Annotated in this window: 19 protein-coding genes; 3 read left to right on the top strand and 16 right to left on the bottom strand. The window is 62.2% G+C overall.

All coding sequences use genetic code 11. The features are described 5' to 3' along the window. Positions 1–187: 187 nt before the first annotated feature. From KO538_RS21220 to rpsP, 10 genes are all read right to left on the bottom strand, one after another. On the bottom strand, positions 188–1,651 hold the full coding sequence (locus KO538_RS21220) for a nitrilase-related carbon-nitrogen hydrolase (protein WP_219329557.1): 1,464 nt from the start codon (positions 1,649–1,651) through the stop codon (positions 188–190). After that, the gene (locus KO538_RS21215; protein ID WP_219329556.1) at positions 1,648–2,466 is read right to left on the bottom strand and encodes an AraC family transcriptional regulator; all 819 of its coding nucleotides are present in this window, start codon (positions 2,464–2,466) and stop codon (positions 1,648–1,650) included. The genes KO538_RS21220 and KO538_RS21215 overlap by 4 nt, the downstream gene beginning before the upstream one ends. Before the next feature lie 78 nt (positions 2,467–2,544). Then, a complete protein-coding gene (locus KO538_RS21210; protein ID WP_070303693.1) occupies positions 2,545–2,994 on the bottom strand; it encodes a CBS domain-containing protein in 450 nt (149 codons plus the stop codon). A gap of 81 nt (positions 2,995–3,075) precedes the next feature. Then, entirely contained in the window at positions 3,076–3,411 is a 336-nt protein-coding gene (locus tag KO538_RS21205; RefSeq protein WP_029496213.1) for a DUF3579 domain-containing protein, read from the bottom strand. A 225-nt stretch (positions 3,412–3,636) separates the two neighbouring features. After that, positions 3,637–4,596, bottom strand: coding sequence for a CobD/CbiB family protein (locus KO538_RS21200; protein ID WP_034759859.1), 960 nt, complete (start codon positions 4,594–4,596; stop codon positions 3,637–3,639). A 97-nt stretch (positions 4,597–4,693) separates the two neighbouring features. Beyond that, the gene (locus tag KO538_RS21195) at positions 4,694–5,353 is read right to left on the bottom strand and encodes a CoA pyrophosphatase (protein WP_034759862.1); all 660 of its coding nucleotides are present in this window, start codon (positions 5,351–5,353) and stop codon (positions 4,694–4,696) included. A gap of 195 nt (positions 5,354–5,548) precedes the next feature. After that, entirely contained in the window at positions 5,549–5,932 is a 384-nt protein-coding gene (gene rplS / locus KO538_RS21190; RefSeq protein ID WP_010395528.1) for a 50S ribosomal protein L19, read from the bottom strand. Between the two features lie 131 nt (positions 5,933–6,063). Then, positions 6,064–6,810, bottom strand: a complete 747-nt coding sequence (gene trmD, locus KO538_RS21185) for a tRNA (guanosine(37)-N1)-methyltransferase TrmD (RefSeq protein ID WP_034759865.1) — start codon at positions 6,808–6,810, stop codon at positions 6,064–6,066. A 50-nt stretch (positions 6,811–6,860) separates the two neighbouring features. Then, positions 6,861–7,418, bottom strand: a complete 558-nt coding sequence (rimM, locus tag KO538_RS21180) for a ribosome maturation factor RimM (RefSeq protein WP_034759867.1) — start codon at positions 7,416–7,418, stop codon at positions 6,861–6,863. Between the two features lie 13 nt (positions 7,419–7,431). Beyond that, positions 7,432–7,683, bottom strand: a complete 252-nt coding sequence (gene rpsP / locus KO538_RS21175) for a 30S ribosomal protein S16 (RefSeq protein ID WP_010395524.1) — start codon at positions 7,681–7,683, stop codon at positions 7,432–7,434. 278 nt (positions 7,684–7,961) lie between these two features. Between rpsP and KO538_RS21170 the strand changes: the two genes are divergently transcribed. After that, the gene (locus KO538_RS21170; protein ID WP_219329555.1) at positions 7,962–8,396 is read left to right on the top strand and encodes an NINE protein; all 435 of its coding nucleotides are present in this window, start codon (positions 7,962–7,964) and stop codon (positions 8,394–8,396) included. A gap of 136 nt (positions 8,397–8,532) precedes the next feature. Further along, the gene (locus KO538_RS21165) at positions 8,533–9,156 is read left to right on the top strand and encodes a glycine zipper 2TM domain-containing protein (protein ID WP_070303695.1); all 624 of its coding nucleotides are present in this window, start codon (positions 8,533–8,535) and stop codon (positions 9,154–9,156) included. 139 nt (positions 9,157–9,295) lie between these two features. On the opposite strand, the gene KO538_RS21160 is transcribed toward KO538_RS21165, so the two are convergent. The 6 genes from KO538_RS21160 to KO538_RS21135 form a co-directional block, all read right to left on the bottom strand. Continuing rightward, entirely contained in the window at positions 9,296–11,086 is a 1,791-nt protein-coding gene (locus KO538_RS21160) for an acyl-CoA dehydrogenase (RefSeq protein ID WP_072454366.1), read from the bottom strand. A 92-nt stretch (positions 11,087–11,178) separates the two neighbouring features. After that, positions 11,179–12,111: an electron transfer flavoprotein subunit alpha/FixB family protein gene (locus KO538_RS21155; protein WP_077400542.1), complete on the bottom strand. Its 933-nt coding sequence runs from the start codon at positions 12,109–12,111 to the stop codon at positions 11,179–11,181. A gap of 81 nt (positions 12,112–12,192) precedes the next feature. Continuing rightward, positions 12,193–12,942: an electron transfer flavoprotein subunit beta/FixA family protein gene (locus KO538_RS21150; RefSeq protein ID WP_034759884.1), complete on the bottom strand. Its 750-nt coding sequence runs from the start codon at positions 12,940–12,942 to the stop codon at positions 12,193–12,195. 243 nt (positions 12,943–13,185) lie between these two features. Beyond that, the gene (locus KO538_RS21145; protein WP_010395510.1) at positions 13,186–13,413 is read right to left on the bottom strand and encodes a sulfurtransferase TusA family protein; all 228 of its coding nucleotides are present in this window, start codon (positions 13,411–13,413) and stop codon (positions 13,186–13,188) included. A 237-nt stretch (positions 13,414–13,650) separates the two neighbouring features. Then, a complete protein-coding gene (gene alaS / locus KO538_RS21140; RefSeq protein ID WP_219329554.1) occupies positions 13,651–16,263 on the bottom strand; it encodes an alanine--tRNA ligase in 2,613 nt (870 codons plus the stop codon). A 121-nt stretch (positions 16,264–16,384) separates the two neighbouring features. Continuing rightward, positions 16,385–16,840: a Fur family transcriptional regulator gene (locus tag KO538_RS21135; RefSeq protein ID WP_257620483.1), complete on the bottom strand. Its 456-nt coding sequence runs from the start codon at positions 16,838–16,840 to the stop codon at positions 16,385–16,387. 157 nt (positions 16,841–16,997) lie between these two features. Between KO538_RS21135 and KO538_RS21130 the strand changes: the two genes are divergently transcribed. After that, positions 16,998–19,055: a TonB-dependent receptor gene (locus KO538_RS21130; protein WP_257620482.1), complete on the top strand. Its 2,058-nt coding sequence runs from the start codon at positions 16,998–17,000 to the stop codon at positions 19,053–19,055. Positions 19,056–19,104 lie beyond the last annotated feature (49 nt).

Genomic DNA, 19,104 nt, shown 5'->3' with positions numbered 1-19,104 from the left:
ACCTCGCCATTTCACCAATACCAGATAACACCACTTATTGCGGTGCAATATATATGCCGGCATCGCATTTCAATATGCACGGCAATGGTGCAATCATCGGCGGCGATTATGTAGCAGCCTGCGCGGAATATAAAAGAAGGCCGCGCAATGCGGTTTTGCGCATTGCAACAAAACGTGGCGTTAACCGTCAGACGGCGGACTCGGCGCGGCGGCCCTCGCACAGCAACATCGCACCCAGAGCCACGCACAGCCAGCCGAACAGCGGCCCCAGCCATCGAGCCCAGGTGGCAATGGGCGGGTGCGCCGGCAGCGGCGCCAGCAAGGTACTGCCCGGCATGGCGCTGCTGGCGCGCTCCGCCAGCACGCGGCCATACGCATCGCTGACCGTCAGCACACCCTCGCGTGCCGCGCGCAGCACCGCATAACCGTTTTCCACGCCGCGCACGACCGTCATGCGCGCCCCCATCCAGGCGTCGAGCTGGAAATCCCAGGCCGGCACCAGCATCGTTTGCGCCCCGGCCGCGCCATACGCGTGCCCCAGGGGCGCGAAATGCATGTCCTTGCAGATGGCCAAGCCCATGGCCTGGCCCGCCACCGGCTGCACGGCAAACGCGCTGCCGACAAGAAACTCGCGCTCGGGCGGCGCCAGATGATGTTTTTGATAGCTGACGGGCGCGGCGCCATCGGGCGCGAACAACCAGGCCAGGTTGCGCCGGCCGGCAGCGTCCTGCACGCCGACACCCACGGTAATCCACGCGCCCGTGCTGCGCGCCAGCGCCTGGAAACGCTGCCGCACGGCATCCGCCTGCTCAGGCGCCAGCACCGCTATCTTTTCCGGCAACAGCACCAGTCTGGCGCCCTGCCCGGCCAATTGTTCGACGTGGCGCGCGTACTGGTCCCAAATGGCTTGCGCGCGCGTCGGCGGCGTGGCCGGGCCGATAAAGTCATCGATGGCCACCAGCCCCGCCAGCGGCCCGCCTGGTGCAGGGGCGCTCTGCACGCGCCAGGCGCCAGCGGCGAATGCGGCCGCCAGCAGCAACACGGTCACGCCCGCCGCTGGCGCATACGCACGGCCACCGGCCAGCAACAAGGCCAGCACGGAGGGCACCAGGCACAGCAAAAACAGCAGGCCAGGCACGCCCGCCAGGGCCGCCACCTGCAGCACGGCAAGGTTATCCGCTTGCGAATACGCGAGGCTACCCCAGTTACCGTCCGGCAGCAAGGCCGCCATCAGCGTATCGATGGCCACCCACAGCACGGGATACGCCAGCACCGTCCAGCTTGCCCGATAGCGCAGCACGAGGCGCCGCGTGGCCAGCACCACCAGCAGCCACAGCAGCGCCTTGACGGCGATCGCGGCCAGCACGGCCGGCAAGGGCATGAGCAGGCGGAAATAAGTAAAGTTCGATGACAAGCCCAGCATGGCGGCCAGGAAGGTCATCCAGGCCGCATCGCGGCGCGACGAGCGCAGAGCCAGCCACAGCAGGGGCAGCGGCGCGCACCAGGCCAGCGGGCCCAGCGGCTGCGGCCCCAGCACCCAGTACAAAGGCAGGCCGGCCGCCAGCGCGGCGGCAATTTGCAACAGGCGCTGGCGCAGCGCGGTACTGCCAGCAAACAAGGCTGGCGCAGACAAGGTATTGAGCATGCTCATGCTTTCAAGGGGAGCCAGATTTCCACGCCACCAACACCGCTGGCGGGATCGAATTGCCGGTCGTAGCGTTCGAAGTCGGGCGCGTCGGCCACTTCCAGGCCCGACTGGGGCAGCCACTCGTTCCACACCGTGCGCCAGGTGGCGCGGATGGTGGAAATATGCCCGCGGTGATGAAACACGGCATAGCGCTGCGGGGCGATGCGCAACCGCATCCAGTCGTCAGGCGCCTGGGAAAAGTCACTGACCGGCATGGCGCACAGGTAATCGAAATTGCCCGCATCGTCATTGTTGCAGCACACGCCATACACCAGCTGGCCGGGCGCCACATGGGGCAGGAAGCGCTGCCACAGGGCGGGGATGCCGGCAGCCGTCTCTGCGCGATAGCGTTCGACCAGGCCCGCCGCCAGCAAGGCGGGGCCCTGCTCGAAACGGGGCGCTTCCAGGGGAACGCCTGGCGCCACATCCATTTTGATGGCGCCCACCAGCGCGAGGTTGGCGACGTGGCGCTGGGCCCGCACCTTTTCCGGCGTGACATTGAACTGGTCGCGAAAGGCCCGCGTAAATGCTTCATGGGAACTATAGCCTGCTTCCAGGGCGACGGCGAGGATGTCTTGCGCGCCCTGGGCCAGCGTGTGCGCCGCCTCGCTGAGCCGGCGCGCCCGCACATAGCGCATCACGGAGTGGCCCGTGGCCAGGCCAAACGCACGCGTCAGGTGGTACGGCGAGGCGCCGCCCACGCGGGCGATGTCACCGAGCGAGAGATTCTGCGCATAATGCGATTCGATATACCAGAGTGCCTTGGCAAGATAGTGCATGGACGCTTCCCGTTGAACGAGCAGCGACTGTAGCATTTTCAAGTAACGAGGATTTGATTGGAATTGCGCAATGCGGACTTATTTGCGCGTGCGCTTTTCATGTACGAGCTGGCCGCTGCTGATGCGCGCCAGCTCGGCCATCTCTTCGGCCAGGAAGGCCAGCAGGTCGTCGATGCTGACGACACCCGAGAGCGCGCCCAGGCTGTTGACCACAGGCAGGCGGCGGATACCGTTGATGCGCATGCGTTCGATGATGTCGTAGACGTCTTCGTCTTCGCTGGCCGTGAGCAGCTGCGCGCTCATGATGTCGCCCACCAGCAGGCTGGCGGGGTCGAGGCCCAGGGCGATGACGGAAATGACGATGTCGCGGTCGGTGAGGATGCCGATGGGCACGCGTTCGCCGTTTGGCTGTTCGGCCACGATCAGGTCGCCCACATGGTGCTGGCGCATCAGCAGCGCCGCGTCCTGCACGCTGGTGTCACGCTGGCAATGAATGGTGTGCAGGGTACAGATGTCGCCGATACGCATGTCGCCACTCCGTTTGAGGCAGAGTGTCCACGCTACGCCAGCCCGCCGTGGCGGGTTTGAGGCACATCAATGAAAACGGTCTTACTTTTCTTCGGGGGGCGGCAGGAAGCAGGCTTCGACGATTTGCAGGTCGTTATCCTTGGCAAATTCGCGCACGAAGTGAAACGCCATCGGCTCGATCTCGCGCAGCTTGGTGTTGACCACCACCGACTTGACGCCATTGACGACGGTCGGGCGCACGTAGGGCGAATACTGGAGGTGCGCATTGCGCCCGCCGCCTTCGGGATTGAAACAGGACATCACTCCACAAAGGCGCTCGGCCCAATCGCTGGGTCGGAATTGCTTGCCATTGCTGGTGAGACCAAGGATGAAGAACTCGTCTGAGAGTTCCCCTGTTTTTTGAGATAACTCGGCCATGTGGCTTGTCGGGACTGGATTGCGTGAATGGCCCCGGCGGGTAGGCCGGGCTGGTAATTCAACTACGTTTGCTGCGGTAAGCCAGTATTATATCTTATAGAAGACTTGGGTTCTACCTCGATCTGCCCTGACGATGCAAACAGGGGCCGGCACGCATCGCACGCCAGCCCCTATTTTAACCTTGTTCCACGCGCCAGGCGCATGGATGGCGCGTGTGCGCCCGCGTCAGCCGAGGAAAACGGCGCCCGACATCAGCAACAGCAGCAGCATCCACAGCAGCAAGGCGCGCCAGACGAGGCCCACCGTGCTCTGCAAGGCACGCGCGCCCGGCTCTTCGCCTGGCAGGATATCGCTTTCGCTGTCGCTGTCATCGACGGCCATGTCCGGCGTGACGAGCACGCGGGCCGCCGTTTCCGCTGGCGTGCCCAGGCGTACGCCCATGGCGCCGCCGCCGGCCGTCAGGATGATGCCGATGGCCTCGTCCTGCCAGCGCTGGGCGAAATTGCGCCAAGCGTAGATGGCGTCCTCGAAATTGCCGACCACGGCAAACGCCACGGCCGTCAGGCGTACGGGGATCCAGTCGATCCAATAAAAGGCGCGCGCGGCGAACTGGCCGAATGCTTCATTGCGCATATGCTCGGGTTCGTTCCAGGCGCGCGCCAGGTATTCGGCCACGCGGTACATCACGGCGCAGGCAGGGCCCAGCGGCATGAGGAACCAGAAGAACACGCCAAACACGTTGCGGTGCGTGGTGACCAGGGCTTTTTCCACGGCGATGCGGGCGATTTCACTCGCTTCCATGCCCACCGTGTCGAGCTTGGTCCACTCGGCCAGCAAGGTGCGGGCGGTCGCTTCGTCGCCGGCGCTCAGGGCCAGCTGGATGGACGTAAAGTAATGGCTGTAGTGACGGAAGCCCAGGGTCAGGTAGACGATGAGGACGTTCCAGGCAAAGGCCAGCAGGGTCAGCTGATAATGCTGCAACAGCCAGTAAATGCCTGCCGTCGGCACCATCAGCACGCCGATCATGAGGAACCAGCCCATGCGGCCGTGGTTGGCATGGCCGGCATTGAACCAGGTCTCCATGCGCATTGCCAGGCTCTTGATTTCGGCGTAGATCGGATTGTCCGCGCGCAAAGGTTTGAGCTGCTCGATCAGCAATGCGCAAAGTATGGAGAGAAATGTCATCAAACGTCCTTTTTGTCTTTTTCAGCAATACCGCAATGCCCGCTACGATAGCGCAGTGCAGTGCTGGAATCAAACTTATTACGTGCGGGACGCCATTTTACGCGCGCAAGAGGTGAAACAGATTGCGCAGCATGCCGGCGGTGGCGCCCCAGATGTAGAAGCGCTCGTACGGCATGGCGTAGAACGAGCGCCGTCCGCCCGGCAACTCCACCGACAGGCGCTGATGGTTGAGGCCATCCATGAGGAAAGCCAGCGGCACTTCGAAGATTTCCGCCACTTCCGACGGGTCGGCGCGCAGCTCGAACGGCGGCGTCACCAGGCCCACCACGGGCGTGACCTGGTAGCCGGTGCCCGTCAGGTAATCTGGCAAACAGCCCAGCACTTCGATGTGCTCGCGCGCCAGGCCCACTTCTTCTTCCGTTTCGCGCAGGGCCGTGGCGATGGGCGACGCATCGAACGCTTCGCTGCGCCCGCCGGGAAAGCTGACCTGCCCTGCATGGCTGCTCAGGTGGTCCGTGCGCATGGTCAGCAAGATGGTCAAGCCTTGCGGGCGTTGCACGAGGGGAATGAGAACGGCGGCGCGCACGGGCACGGCGCGGGCGGAAAGGAAATCCTGGGTAATCTCGGGCTGCCAGTCGGGCTGTTCGGCCAGGCGCTGGCGCAGCCAGTCCGGCGTCAGGCGCACGGCGTCCAGCGCCGCCTCGCCGGCGATCGAATCGATGGCAAGTTGTTTGGGATCAAATGCGATGGTGGCCATTGCCCCTCCCTCATGATTAAAAGCACTTGGCAAAACCGTCGCGAGCGGAAGGAAGAGGTAGCCGAGACGCGCAACCGTGCTCTAGCACGGTGAGCATCGCAGGCTGCCTATACCGACGCGCAGCAGGTTTGGCCAGGTGTCACCATAAAAAAAAGGGCACCCTGAGGCACCCTTTTCCCAACGCAGACGCTGATATTACGCGCTTGCTTTCGCCACAACGCGGCGATTTGGCAATTTTTCTTTGATACGCGCCGATTTACCCGAACGCTCACGCAGATAGTACAGCTTGGCGCGGCGAACATCACCACGGCGTTTCACTTCGATCGAAGCGATCAGCGGCGAGTACAGTTGGAACGTACGCTCAACGCCTTCGCCGGACGAGATCTTGCGAACGATGAAGTTCGAGTTCAGGCCACGGTTACGACGGGAGATAACGACGCCTTCGTAAGCCTGGGCGCGCTTGCGCGTACCTTCGACTACGTTGACGCTGACGATAACGGTATCGCCTGGTGCGAATTCAGGAATGGTTTTACCCAGACGAGCAATTTCTTCCTGCTCTAATTGTTGAATCAAGTCCATTTTTAACACTCCGAAAACCATCATGCCGGCGCACTGTGGATAGCAAGTATCCGCCCGGTAGAGGATGGGTAACACAATATGGGCAACATGCCCGGCACTACTGGCCACCCTGCCGGCCGTCCGGAGACGGCTTACAGGCTGGCCAAGAATTTTTCGTCGGTCTTGCTGAGCAAGCCGGCGGCGCGTGCACTGACCAAGAGGTCAGGCCGCTTTGTCGCGGTCGCTTCCAGCATGCGCTGGCGGCGCCACTTGACGATCTCGGCATGATTGCCACCCATCAAGACGGGCGGCACGGCCATGCCTTCATATGTTTCCGGCCGCGTGTAGTGCGGCGAATCAAGCAAGCCATTGACGAAGCTGTCCTCGATGGCCGATGCCTCGGTGTTCAAGACACCCGGCAACAAACGGATCACCGCATCCATCAGCGCCATGGCAGGCAATTCACCGCCCGACAGGACGAAGTCGCCGACGCTGATTTCCTCGTCGACGCAACGGTCCAGCAAACGCTGGTCCACGGCTTCATAGCGGCCACACAGGATCACCAAACCAGGTTCGGCTTTCAGCTGCGTGACGCGCTCGTGCGTCAACGGACGACCTTGCGGCGACATGAACACCACGCGGGGCGCCGCCAGTCCCAATGCGGTCTGGCGCTGCTTCGCGGCATTGATTGTCGCTTCAAGGGGACGGGCCATCATCACCATGCCGGGGCCGCCGCCATACGGGCGGTCATCCACGGTACGGTGATTGTCGGTCGTGAAATCACGGGGATTCCACAGCGACAAGCCACATTTCCCCTGCTCGAAGGCGCGCCGGGTCACACCCGACTGCGTCAGCGCGGCAAACATTTCCGGGAACAGGGTCACGACATCAAATTGCATCGTTCACCATCCTGCAAAGTTTGCCCGGCGCAAAGTTAAGCGCAGGCGGTTTAATAATCGAGGCCCCAGTCGACCGTGATCTTGCTGGCGGCCTTGTCAACGTTAATGACAAACTGGCCAACAAACGGGATCAGGCGCTCAGGCGCCTTTTCAACGGTCTCATCAGCAGTAGCGACGGGCGTAACGCGCAAGATCGACTGCGGACCATTGCTCATCATGTCGTGCACTGTGCCGAGGCACTCGCCTTGCAAATTCTCGACTGTCAGTCCGATCAGATCGGACCAATAAAATTCATCGGCCGTCAGCGTCGGGAAATGGCTACGCGGAATTTGCACAGAGACGCCTTTCAGCGCTTCTGCGGCATCCCGCCCGACCACACCCACCAGCTGGGCCACGACGTCGCCGCCGTGTAACTTCGCTTGCCTGACTTGAACATCATGCAAGGTCGGTTTATCAAACCACCAGGTTTTGACGCTTAATAATGCATCCGCGTCGTCGGAGAAAGGAGTGATCCTGACTCCGCCAGCAATGCCATAGGCACCGGAGACATAGCCTACCTGTACCAGGTCATCGGGGACTTTCACCCCGGATGCAGTCTTGACCGTCAAACCAGTGATCTAATTAAGCTGCTGCTTTGTTGTTGCTAGCTACCAAGCGAGCAACGGTTGGCGACAATTGTGCGCCAACGCCTTGCCAGTAGGCCAGACGGTCTGCGGTGATACGCAGTGGAACTTCGCCACCTTGCGCCATCGGGTTGTAAAAACCGATACGCTCAATGAAGCGACCATCGCGGCGATTGCGCGAATCAGTAGCGACGATGTTGAAGAACGGGCGCTTCTTGGCGCCTCCACGAGCTAAACGAATAACGACCATAATATTTCCAAAAAGTGTGCTGAGGCGGAAAAAGCCGCAAATTATAGCGCGCTTTACCGCCAGGCAGCAAGCGTTATGATGACGGGCGTGTAATTTGGGCTAATCAAACATTATGACCAGTCATGGCCGAAGACGCAATAGGCGCGTGCGTCTATCGTGCCGCCGATGCCACGTCCAGGCGGTGACAGCATCGCCTGAACACGGCACGAAAGTGCTATCGTTGCGGCAGGGAATGACCGATACTGACAATCTTTACCGATGAGCAACTCTGGAGTCCCATGACCACCGCTACCATTTTGCAACAGCCGCACAAGAACAAGGCATTCACCAGCCTGCTGGCTTTTTTGCTGGGATGCCTGGGCGCCCACCGCTTCTACCTGCACGGCGCCAAGGACCGCTGGGGCTGGCTACACCTGGCCGCCCTGCCCGCCTCCCTGCTGCTGCGCCAGCTGTTTCCCGACGCGGACTGGTTTTACCAGATATTGCCGCTGACCCTGTCCGCCTTGGGCGGCTTCCTGGAAGCGCTGGTGCTGGGCCTGATGCCGGACGACAAATGGGATGCGCGCTACAACGCCACCTCCGGCCGCGCGTCGGACACGGGCTGGCCCCTGGCCGTGGTGCTGGTCGCTACCTTGATGCTAGGCGCGGGCATGCTGATTGCCACCATGGCGCGCCTGTTCGACTTGCTGTACACAGGCGGCGCCTATGGTTAATTTCCATGCAGCAACCACCGCCATCAAGGCGCAGCGCCCGCACATGTAAGTGTTGGTAAGCAATCATGATTTTCCTCTATACTGCATTCACAATGCCGACATTACTGGTTCATTTAACACCCCCTAGGAGAAGATCATGATTCGTCGCCCACTCATCCTCGCAGTCGCCGTCACGGCCCTGTTCAGCACCTCCGCCTTCGCGCAAAACCTGTCGCCGAAGGCGCAATACGCGTACGACACGAAGCAAGCCAGCACCCGCTATGCGGATGACAAGAAACTGTGCGCAGAAGAAACCAGCTCGAAAGCCCGCATGCAATGCCTGCGCGACGCCAAGGGCGAATACGACCAGGCCATCATCAACGCCAAGGCCGCACAAAAGGCCGGCAACTCGTATGCTGGCCAGAACAGCAAGCCTGCCCAGCAGATCTGCGCCGAGTGCGGCAAGGTGCTGGCAGTCAACGTCACTGAAAAAGCCGGTGAAGGCGGCGCCCTGGGCATGATCGGCGGCGGCGTGGCCGGCGCCCTGCTGGGCCGCCAGGTCGGCGGCGGACGCGGCAAGGACCTGGCCACCCTGGCCGGCGCCGCTGGCGGCGCGTATGCCGGCAAGCAAGTCGAAGGCCACATGAAGAACGCCAAAACGTGGACCGTCACCGTGCAATACGAGACGGGCGCCAAGGCTGACTTCGCGTTTGACCAGGATCCCGGGCTGGCTGCTGGCGACCTGGTGCGCAATTCGGGTAATGGCATTGCCAGAAGGTAAGCTGAACCCAAGAGCAAGGACTGGGGTCGGACCCTCAGGGTCCGACCCCGGCACTTACGTTTGGGGTTAAAAAAAGCGCTGGAGAGTGATCTCCAGCGCTTTTTTGCATTCAGCCGGCGGTCACCGGCAAGGATGCAGCTTAAAACTGCTCTTCCGACAGCGCCATCACGCCGGCGCTGCCGTCGATGATGGTGGCGCGCAGTCCTGGCGCTTGCGACAGGATGTGGTCGGCAAAGAAGCGGGCCGTGGCGATTTTCGCCTTGTAGAACGCGGCGTCGCCGCTGCCCTCGCCCAGCTTTTGCTGCGCCACCACGGCCGCGCGCGCCATCTGCCAGCCGCCCAGCACGATCCCGGCCAGTTTCAGGTACGGCACGCTGCCCGCAAACACGGCTTTGATGTCCGTCTTCATGTTCGCCACCACATACTCGACCACGGCTTCCAGCGCGGCACTGCCTTCGGCCAGGTGACGCTGCATGGCCTGGAAGTCGGCGCCCGTCAGCTCGCCCAACTGGGCTTCCGTGGCACGCACCTGGGCGATGATGGCTTTCGCCACGGCGCCGCCGTCGCGCACGGTCTTGCGGCCCACGAGGTCGTTCGCCTGGATGGCCGTCGTACCTTCGTAGATGGTGAGAATCTTGGCGTCGCGGTAATGCTGGGCGGCACCCGTTTCTTCGATGAAACCCATGCCGCCATGCACTTGCACGCCGTCGCGCGTGACGTCCTGCGACATTTCCGTGGCCCAGCCCTTGATGACAGGCACCAGGTATTCATACGTCGCCAGGCTTTCCGCGCGCACGTCCGCGTCCGGATGGTGGTGCGCCACGTCGCTGATGGCCGCGCCCACGTAGGCCAGCGCGCGCGCCGCCTCCGTTTGCGAACGCATGGACATCAGCATGCGGCGCACGTCCGGGTGGTGGATGATGGACACTGGACCGGGCGAACCGGCCAGATCGCGCGACTGCACGCGGTCCTTGGCGAACGCCACGGCCTGCTGGTAGGCGCGCTCGGCCAGGCCAATGCCTTGCAGGCCCACGCCGAAGCGGGCCGCGTTCATCATGATGAACATGTATTCGAGGCCGCGGTTTTCCTCGCCCACGAGGGTGCCGATGGCGCCACCGTGGTCGCCGAACTGCAGCACGGCCGTCGGGCTGGCCTTGATGCCCAGCTTGTGCTCGATCGAGACGCAGTGCGCGTCGTTGCGTGCGCCCAGGCTGCCGTCCGCGTTGACGAGGAATTTCGGCACGATGAACAGCGAGATGCCTTTCACGCCGGCGGGCGCGTCCGGCGTGCGGGCCAGCACCAGGTGGACGATGTTTTCCGCCATGTCGTGTTCGCCGTACGTGATGAAAATCTTCGTGCCGAACACTTTATAGGTGCCGTCTTCCTGCGGCACGGCGCGCGTGCGCACGGCGGCCAGGTCGGAGCCGGCTTGCGGCTCCGTCAGATTCATGGTGCCCGTCCACTTGCCGGACACCAGGTTTTCCAGGTAGACAGCTTTCTGTTCGTCACTGCCGGCCGTCAGCAGCGCTTCGATGGCGCCGTCCGACAGCAGGGCAACGAGGGCAAACGAGATGCTGGCCGAGTTGAGCATTTCGATGCACGGCGTGGCCAGGAGCTTGGGCAAGCCCTGGCCGCCGAACTCGGTCGGATGCTGCACGCCCTGCCAGCCCGCTTCGCCATAGGCCTTGAACGCTTCCTTGAAGCCTTTCGAGGTGGTCACTTGCCCGTCGTGCCAGAAGCTCGGCTCCTTGTCGCTGGGGCCGTTCAAGGGGGCCACCACGCCGCCGCAGAACTTGGCGTTCTCTTCCAGCACGGCTTCGGCCGTGTCGGGCGTCGCGTCTTCGCAGCCCGGCAAGGTGTGGATTTCGGCCAGGCCGGCCAGTTCGTTCATCACGAACAACATGTCTTTCAGCGGGGCTTGATAGCTCATCTTCTTTTCTCCAAGAAAAAAGCCACGCGCGGCTCGCCGTGTGGGGCGGGCCGGCGTGGCTTTGTCAGTAACAAAACCGGAAGGGGGGTGACTTAACCCAGTTCTTTGACCAGTTGCGGCACGATCTCGAACAGATCGCCCACGATGCCGTAGTCGGCCACGGCAAAGATCGGCGCTTCCGGATCCTTGTTGATGGCGACGATGGTTTTCGAGTCTTTCATGCCGGCCAGATGCTGGATCGCGCCCGAGATACCGACGGCAATGTACAGCGATGGCGCGACGATCTTGCCCGTCTGGCCCACTTGCCAGTCGTTCGGCACGAAGCCGGCATCGACGGCGGCGCGCGAAGCACCCATGGCGGCGCCCAGCTTGTCGGCCAGCGGCTCCAGGATATGGAAGTTCTCGGCCGAACCCATGCCACGGCCGCCCGACACGATGATTTTCGCGGCGGTCAGTTCAGGACGGTCGGACTTGGCCAGTTCGCGGCCCACGAAAGCCGATTTGCCGGCATCGGCAACGGCGGCGACGGTTTCCGTGGCAGCCGAACCGCCGGTGGCGGCAGCGGCGTCGAAACCGGTCGTGCGCACGGTGATGACCTTGACCTTGTCGCCAGATTGCACGGTAGCAATCGCGTTACCGGCGTAGATCGGGCGCTCGAAGGTGTCAGGGGAATCGACCTTGGTGATTTCCGAGATTTGCGCCACGTCCAGCTTGGCGGCCACGCGCGGCAGGATGTTCTTGCCGTAGGCGGTGGCTGGCGCCAGGATGTGGCTGTAGTTGCCGGCGATGGCCAGCACTTGCTCGGCCACGTTTTCGGCCAGGCCGTCGGCAAAGTACGGCGCGTCGGCCACGATGACTTTCGTCACGCCGGCGATTTGCGCGGCGGCAGCGGCAGCGGCCGATGCGTTCGAACCTGCGACCAGTACGTGCACGTCGCCGCCGCACTGGGCAGCCGCGGTCACGGTGTGGTGGGTGCTGCCCTTTAAGGTAGCGTTGTCGTGTTCAGCAATAACTAATGCGACCATGATTATTCCTAATAGTTAGCAAGTGCCGGGGTCAGACCCGGCGGGTCTGACCCCAGATTTTATGTTTTGGCGGCAAACCGCTCAGATAACCTTGGCTTCGGTACGCAGCTTGGCGACCAGGGTAGCGACGTCCGGGACCTTGATGCCGGCCGAGCGCTTGGCTGGCTCGACAACTTTCAGGGTCTTCAGGCGTGGCGCAACGTCGACGCCCAGGTCTTCCGGCTTGACGGTCTCGAGCGGCTTTTTCTTTGCCTTCATGATGTTCGGCAAGGTCACATAGCGTGGCTCGTTCAAACGCAGGTCGGTGGTGATGATCGCTGGCAAGGTCAATGCCAGGGTTTCCAGGCCGCCGTCGACTTCGCGGGTGACGGTGACTTTGCCGTCTTCCAGCACGACTTTCGAGGCGAACGTGGCTTGCGGCCAACCCAGCAGGGCTGCCAGCATCTGGCCGGTCTGGTTGCTGTCGTCATCGATCGCTTGCTTGCCCAGGATGATCAGTTGCGGCTGTTCTTTCTCGGCCAGGGACTTCACCAGCTTGGCCACGGCCAGCGGTTCCAGTTCGGTCGTCGTTTCCACCAGGATGCCGCGGTCGGCGCCGATGGCCATGGCCGTGCGCAGGGTTTCCTGGCACTGCGTCACGCCGCAGGAGATGGCGACCACTTCAGTGACCTTGCCAGCTTCTTTCAGGCGCATCGCTTCTTCCAGCGCGATCTCATCGAAAGGGTTCATCGACATTTTGACGTTGGCGGTATCGACGCCAGTGCCGTCACTCTTGACGCGGACTTTGACGTTATAGTCGACCACGCGTTTGACGGGTACCAAGACTTTCATAGCTATGCCTTTGGGAAATTATAAAAATGACGGATCAAGTGCTGATTGTGCGTTCGATTATAAGAGAAATTTGAATCTTGAACCGAATTTAAGCACGATCGTGCGATTTTTTGTTAGAGCAATCCATCTAAACTGTCCAGCTTCGGGGATTTCAAGGGTGTCCGCCGCTACGCTGCAGGGCAGCAAAAGGGCTGGCTCGGGAAGGAAAACCAGGCCGCGCCACGGCGGCCCCGGCGGGCAGAATTATTTGCGTTGCATCAGGAAGACGAATTCGGTACCCGTCTGCACATGCGACAGCAGGGCATTGCCCGTTTGCTTGGCGAAAGCCTGGAAGTCGCGCACGGAACCGGGATCGGTTGCCATGATGCGCAGCACTTCCCCGCTCTGCAGCTCTGACAAAGCCTTTTTCGCCTTCAGAATCGGCAACGGGCAATTCAAGCCCCGCGCGTCGAGTTCTTTGTGAAATTCCATAATCTCGGTATCAAGTAGTGTGTCGCTCATCATCAATATCCCACCATTGTTTTGTTGTACTGATTTTCGACATACTACTCTAAATCAGGGGCATTGACGCGCTGCACCAAAATAGTTCATCGGCTGTTGTGGTGTCACAACGAGATTCCACACGGCAAAACGGCCCGCAAACACCGTCTGCGGGCCGTTTTCAAGGGGCTGTGGGGCGAAAACCCCGCATGCCTGCTAGCTTACGCTTTATTTCACGCGCTCGCCGACCCAGGCCGGCACGCCAGCCAGGGCGTTCGCCAGACCGCTCGGATCGGTACCGCCAGCCTGCGCCATATCGGGGCGTCCGCCGCCTTTTCCGCCCACTTGCTGTGCAACGAAGTTCACCAGCTCGCCCGCTTTGACCTTGGAAGTCGCGTCCGCCGTCACGCCGGCGATCAGGCTGACCTTGCCGTCCGCCACGCTGGCCAGCACGATGGCGGCCGTTTTCAGCTTGTCCTTCAGCTTGTCCATGGTTTCGCGCAAGCGGGCCACGTCGGCGCCGTCCAGCACGGCCGCCAGCACCTTGATGCCGTTGACGTCGACGGCTTGCGTGACCAGTTCATCGCCCTGGCCCGAGGCCAGTTTCGATTTCAGCGCGGCCAGTTCCTTCTCCAGCGCCTTCACGTGGTCCTGCACCTGGCCGATGCGGGCAGTCAGTTCTTCCGGCTGCGCCTTCAGGGCGTTGGCCGCTTCGACCAGGCGGCGGTTGATGGTTTGCACCAGCGCCAGCGCGCCCTCGCCCGTCACGGCTTCCACGCGGCGGATACCGGCGGCAACGCCGCTTTCGCCGATGATCTTGAACAGGCCGATGTCGCCCGTGCGCTGCACGTGGACGCCGCCGCACAGCTCTTTCGAGCTGCCGATGTCGAGCACGCGCACTTCATCGCCGTATTTCTCGCCGAACAGGGCCATCGCGCCATGCTTGACGGCATCGTCAAATGACATCAAGTGGGCTTGCGTGGCGCGGTTTTCCAGGATCTCTTTATTGACGATGGTTTCCACGGCGGCGATCTGCTCGGCCGTCATCGGCGCATTGTGGCTGAAGTCGAAACGGGTCTTGTCCGGGTCGACCAGCGAACCCTTTTGCGCCACGTGGCCGCCCAGCACTTCGCGCAAGGCCTTGTGCATCAAGTGCGTGGCCGAGTGGTTGCGGATCGTGCGTGCGCGCTTGGCCGTATCGACTTGCGCCGAGACGGCGTCGCCCACTTTCAGCACGCCCGATTCGAGCACGCCGTGGTGGCCGAACACGTCCGCCTGGATTTTCAGGGTATCGCTGACGGCAAAGCTGCCGGCGCCCGAGGCGATCACGCCCTGGTCGCCCACCTGGCCGCCCGATTCCGCGTAGAACGGCGTCGTGTCGAGCACGACGATGCCTTCCTGGCCCGCTGTCAGTTCAGCTACCTGCGTGCCGGCCGCGTACAGCGCGACCACCTTGCCGCTGAACGTCAATTGATCGTAGCCGACGAAGGTGTTTTTCTCGCCCGTGTACTCGACCTTGCTGTCCTTGTGCGTCTTGCCGCCCTTGCGCGACAGTTCCTGGCTTTCTTTCAGGGCCGCGTCGTAGCCGGCCTGGTCGAAAATGATATTGCGTTCGCGGCAGATGTCGGCCGTCAGGTCCGGCGGGAAGCCGTAGGTTTCGTACAGGGTAAAAGCGGTGGCGCCGTCGATGCCCGTGGCATCCTTGGCCAGCTGCGCTTCCAGCACTTTCATGCCCGTTTCCAGGGTTTCGCCGAAACGCTCTTCTTCGGCTTTGAGCATATTGGCGACGTTGTCTTTCGCTTCTTCCAGCTCGGGATAGGCGCCGCCCATCTCGATGGCCAGATCGGCCACCAGCTTGTAGAAGAACGGTTTCGTCTGGCCCAGCTTGTGGCCATGGCGCAAGGCGCGGCGGATGATGCGGCGCAGTACATACGCGCGGCCTTCGCTGCCCGGGATGATGCCGTCGACGATCATGAAGGCGGCGGCGCGGATGTGGTCGGCGATCACGCGCAGCGACTTGTTTTCCAGGTCCGTGGCGCCCGTTTCGCGCGCGGCGGCGCGGATCAGGTGCTGGAACAGGTCGATTTCATAGTTCGAATGCACGTGCTGCAGCACGGCTGCCAGGCGCTCCATGCCCATGCCCGTGTCGACGCATGGCTTCGGCAGCTTGTGCATGACGCCCGCTTCGTCGCGGTTGAACTGCATGAACACCAGGTTCCAGATTTCAATGAAGCGGTCGCCGTCTTCATCAGGCGAGCCCGGCGGGCCGCCAGGAATGTCGGCGCCGTGGTCGTAGAAGATTTCCGTGCACGGACCGCATGGGCCCGTGTCCGCCATCTGCCAGAAATTGTCCGATGCGTAACGCGCACCCTTGTTGTCGCCGATGCGGATGATGCGCTCGACAGGCACGCCGATTTCTTTCGCCCAGATATCGTAGGCTTCGTCATCTTCGATGTACACGGTGACGGTCAGCTTGTCAGCCGGCAAGCCATAGACTTTGGTCAGCAGTTCCCACGCGTACTGGATTGCATCGCGCTTGAAATAGTCGCCGAAGCTGAAGTTGCCCAGCATTTCAAAGAAAGTATGGTGGCGCGCCGTGTAGCCGACGTTTTCCAGATCGTTGTGCTTGCCGCCGGCGCGCACGCAGCGCTGCACCGAGGTGGCGCGCGTGTAGGGACGGCTGTCCGTGCCTGTAAACACATCCTTGAATTGCACCATGCCGCTGTTCGTCAACAGCAATGTCGGATCGTTGCCTGGCACCAGGGAGCTGGAACGGACGATGGAATGGCCCTTGGACTCGAAAAATTTGAGGAACTTGTCGCGGATTTCAGTTGATTTCATGTTTTTTTGGCAAAGAGTGGCGGCAGCTTTAAAGGGAAGATTATACGTGATCTAGGTACGGGAATTGGCGCCGGGCAGCCAGCATTGTTGCAAGCCTGCCCACGCATGCCGCCCCGCCCGCTCAGGCCGGGTCGTGGTGGCTGGCGCAGGCGTGTGGCGCGGGCTTGGCCTTGGCGGCCGCGGCCCCCGTGACGCCCGCGGCGGTGTTGCAGTCGGCGCAGCGGCCGTACAGGGTCAGTTCATGGCGCTCGACGACAAAGCCTTGCGGCGCCATGCGCTTCAAGTCGCCCGGGCAATCATGCACGTCGAACACGCGCTGGCACGTGGTGCACTGGAAATGGTGGTGATGGTGATTGGCCGCCGTGTTCGACTCGTAGCGCGGGTTTTCACCGGGCAAGGTCACCACATGCACCTTTTCTTCCAGCACCAGGGACTTCAAGTTGCGGTAAACGGTGGCGATGCCCAGCTGCGTCACTTGCAAGCTGGCCTGTTCGAGGATTTCCTGCGCCGACAAGGGGCGCTGGGCCGACTCGATGGCGGCTTGAATTGCGGTTTTTTGACGTGTTGTGCGTTCCATAGCCGACAGAATACACCATCCGCCTGTATCTACCGCCCGGAAAAACTGTCACACAGTAATGATAATGGGTTATCATTATCAACTTAGGGCAGGCATTTACCTGTCACGCGCTGCCCCAACCCTGCCAATACCGATAGCGAATAAGGAACTTTTGCCCATGTCCGTCCGTCCTCACCAACCCACTCCCCTCGCGCTGGCCATCATGCTGGCCTTTGCCGCTCCCGCCAGCGCACTGGCGCAGCAGGCGACAACCTTGCCCGCTGTGACCGTCTCGGCCAGCGCGCTGGCCCTGGGCAGCGACGACATGAGCACGCCCGTCACCGTACTCGAAGGCGACGCACTGGTGCTGGCAAGGGCGGCGACCCTCGGCGAAACCCTGGCCGGCCAGCCCGGCATCACGTCCAGCCATTTCGGCGCCGGCGCCAGCCGTCCCATCATCCGCGGCATGGATGGCCCGCGCGTCAAGGTGCTGTCCGATGGCGCCGAAGTGCAGGATGCGTCGACCATCAGCCCCGACCATGCTGTCGCGGCCGAACCGATGCTGTCGGAACAGATTGAAGTCTTGCGCGGCCCATCCGCGCTGGCCTACGGCGGCGGTGCCGTCGGCGGTGTCGTCAATGTGATCGACAAGAAAATCCCCACGCGCGTGCCCGCAAAAGGTTTTGAAGGCAGCGCGGAAGTGCGCGCCAACTCGGCCGCGCGCGAAAAGGCGGGCGCCTTTGAAGTGACTGGCGGCTCCGGCAACATCGCCTTCCACGCGGAAGGCGTCAAGCGCGACGCAAAAGAATACAAGGTCGGCAGCGGCTGGGAAGGCGGTTCGAAAGTGGCCGGCAGCTACAACAAGACGGACACGGGCAGCGTGGGCGTGTCGTGGGTGGGCGAGCGCGGCTTCCTGGGCCTGGCCTTCACCAGCCAGCATGCGGAATACGGCTTGCCCGGCCACAACCACGAATTCGAAAGCTGCCACCCGCACGGCACGCACCTGCATTGCGGCGGCCACGAAGGCCACGATCACGGTGATGAAGAGGAACATGACCACGACCACGAAGATGGTGCCGTTCCCTACGTGAAACTGAAGAGCGAACGCTGGGACGTGCGCGGCGAATTGCGCGACCCCGTACCGGGCTTCGCCAAGCTGCGCCTGCGCGCTTCGTTTACCGATTACAAGCACGATGAAATCGAAGGCACGGAAATCGCCACCACCTTCAAGAACAAGGGCCACGACGCGCGCCTGGAAATGGAACACCATCCCGTCTTCGGCTGGCGCGGCGTGGTCGGCCTGCAAACGTCGAAGCGCGATTTCTCCGCCCTGGGCGAAGAAGCGTACGTGGCGCCGACAGTCACGAAGAAACACGCGGCTTTCCTGGTCGAGGAATACAAGCTCGACCAATGGCGCTTCGAAGCGGGCTTGCGCCACGAATGGCAAGACATCACGGTCGACAGCGCCACCCTGCAAGACCGCAGCGCCAAGGGCACCTCGGTCTCCTTGGGCGCCGTGTGGAAATTCGCACCCCAGTACTCGCTCGGCTCGACCATTTCCCGCACGCACCGTTTGCCCAGCGCCGAGGAGCTGTATGCGCACGGCGTGCACATGGCCACGGCCACGTATGAGCTGGGCAATGAAAACCTGGGCAAGGAAACGTCGAACAATATCGACTTGACCTTGCGCAAATATGCGGGCGCCACGACGTTCTCGGCCAGCGCCTACCGCAACAAGGTCGATAACTACATCTTCGGCTCCACCCTGGACAGCCACGAAGGCTTCCAGCTGATCCAGTACGCCCAGCGCGATGCCACGTTTACGGGCGTGGAAGGCCAGATCCGCCAGCAACTGAACCCCATGTTCGGCGCCAGCGTGTTCGGCGACTACGTGCGGGCCAAGCTGGCCGACGGTGGTGGCAACTTGCCGCGCATCCCGGCCCAGCGTTTCGGCGTGAAGTTCGACGCCAACTGGCAAGCGTGGAGCGGCGTGGCCGAGTTCTACCGCGTGGGCAAGCAGGATAAAGTGGCCGCGTTCGAAACGGCAACACCGGGCTACAACATGCTCAACCTCTCCGCCAACTACGACACGCGCATCGGCACGACGCCGGCCCAGTTCTACATCAAGGCGAACAACCTGACGAATGAACTGGCGTACAGCCACACTTCGTTCATCAAGAATGCGGCGCCGTTGACGGGGCGTAACTTGACGGTAGGCATGCGTGTAACGTTATAAGCTGTTTGAAACGTAGGTCGGCTTAGCGCCCAAGCGCGTAAGCCGACAA

This window comes from Janthinobacterium sp. NKUCC08_JDC, from assembly GCF_019345575.1.
GTDB classification, from domain to species: domain Bacteria; phylum Pseudomonadota; class Gammaproteobacteria; order Burkholderiales; family Burkholderiaceae_D; genus Janthinobacterium; species Janthinobacterium aestuarii.
This window is presented reverse-complemented; position numbering and strand designations above follow the sequence as displayed.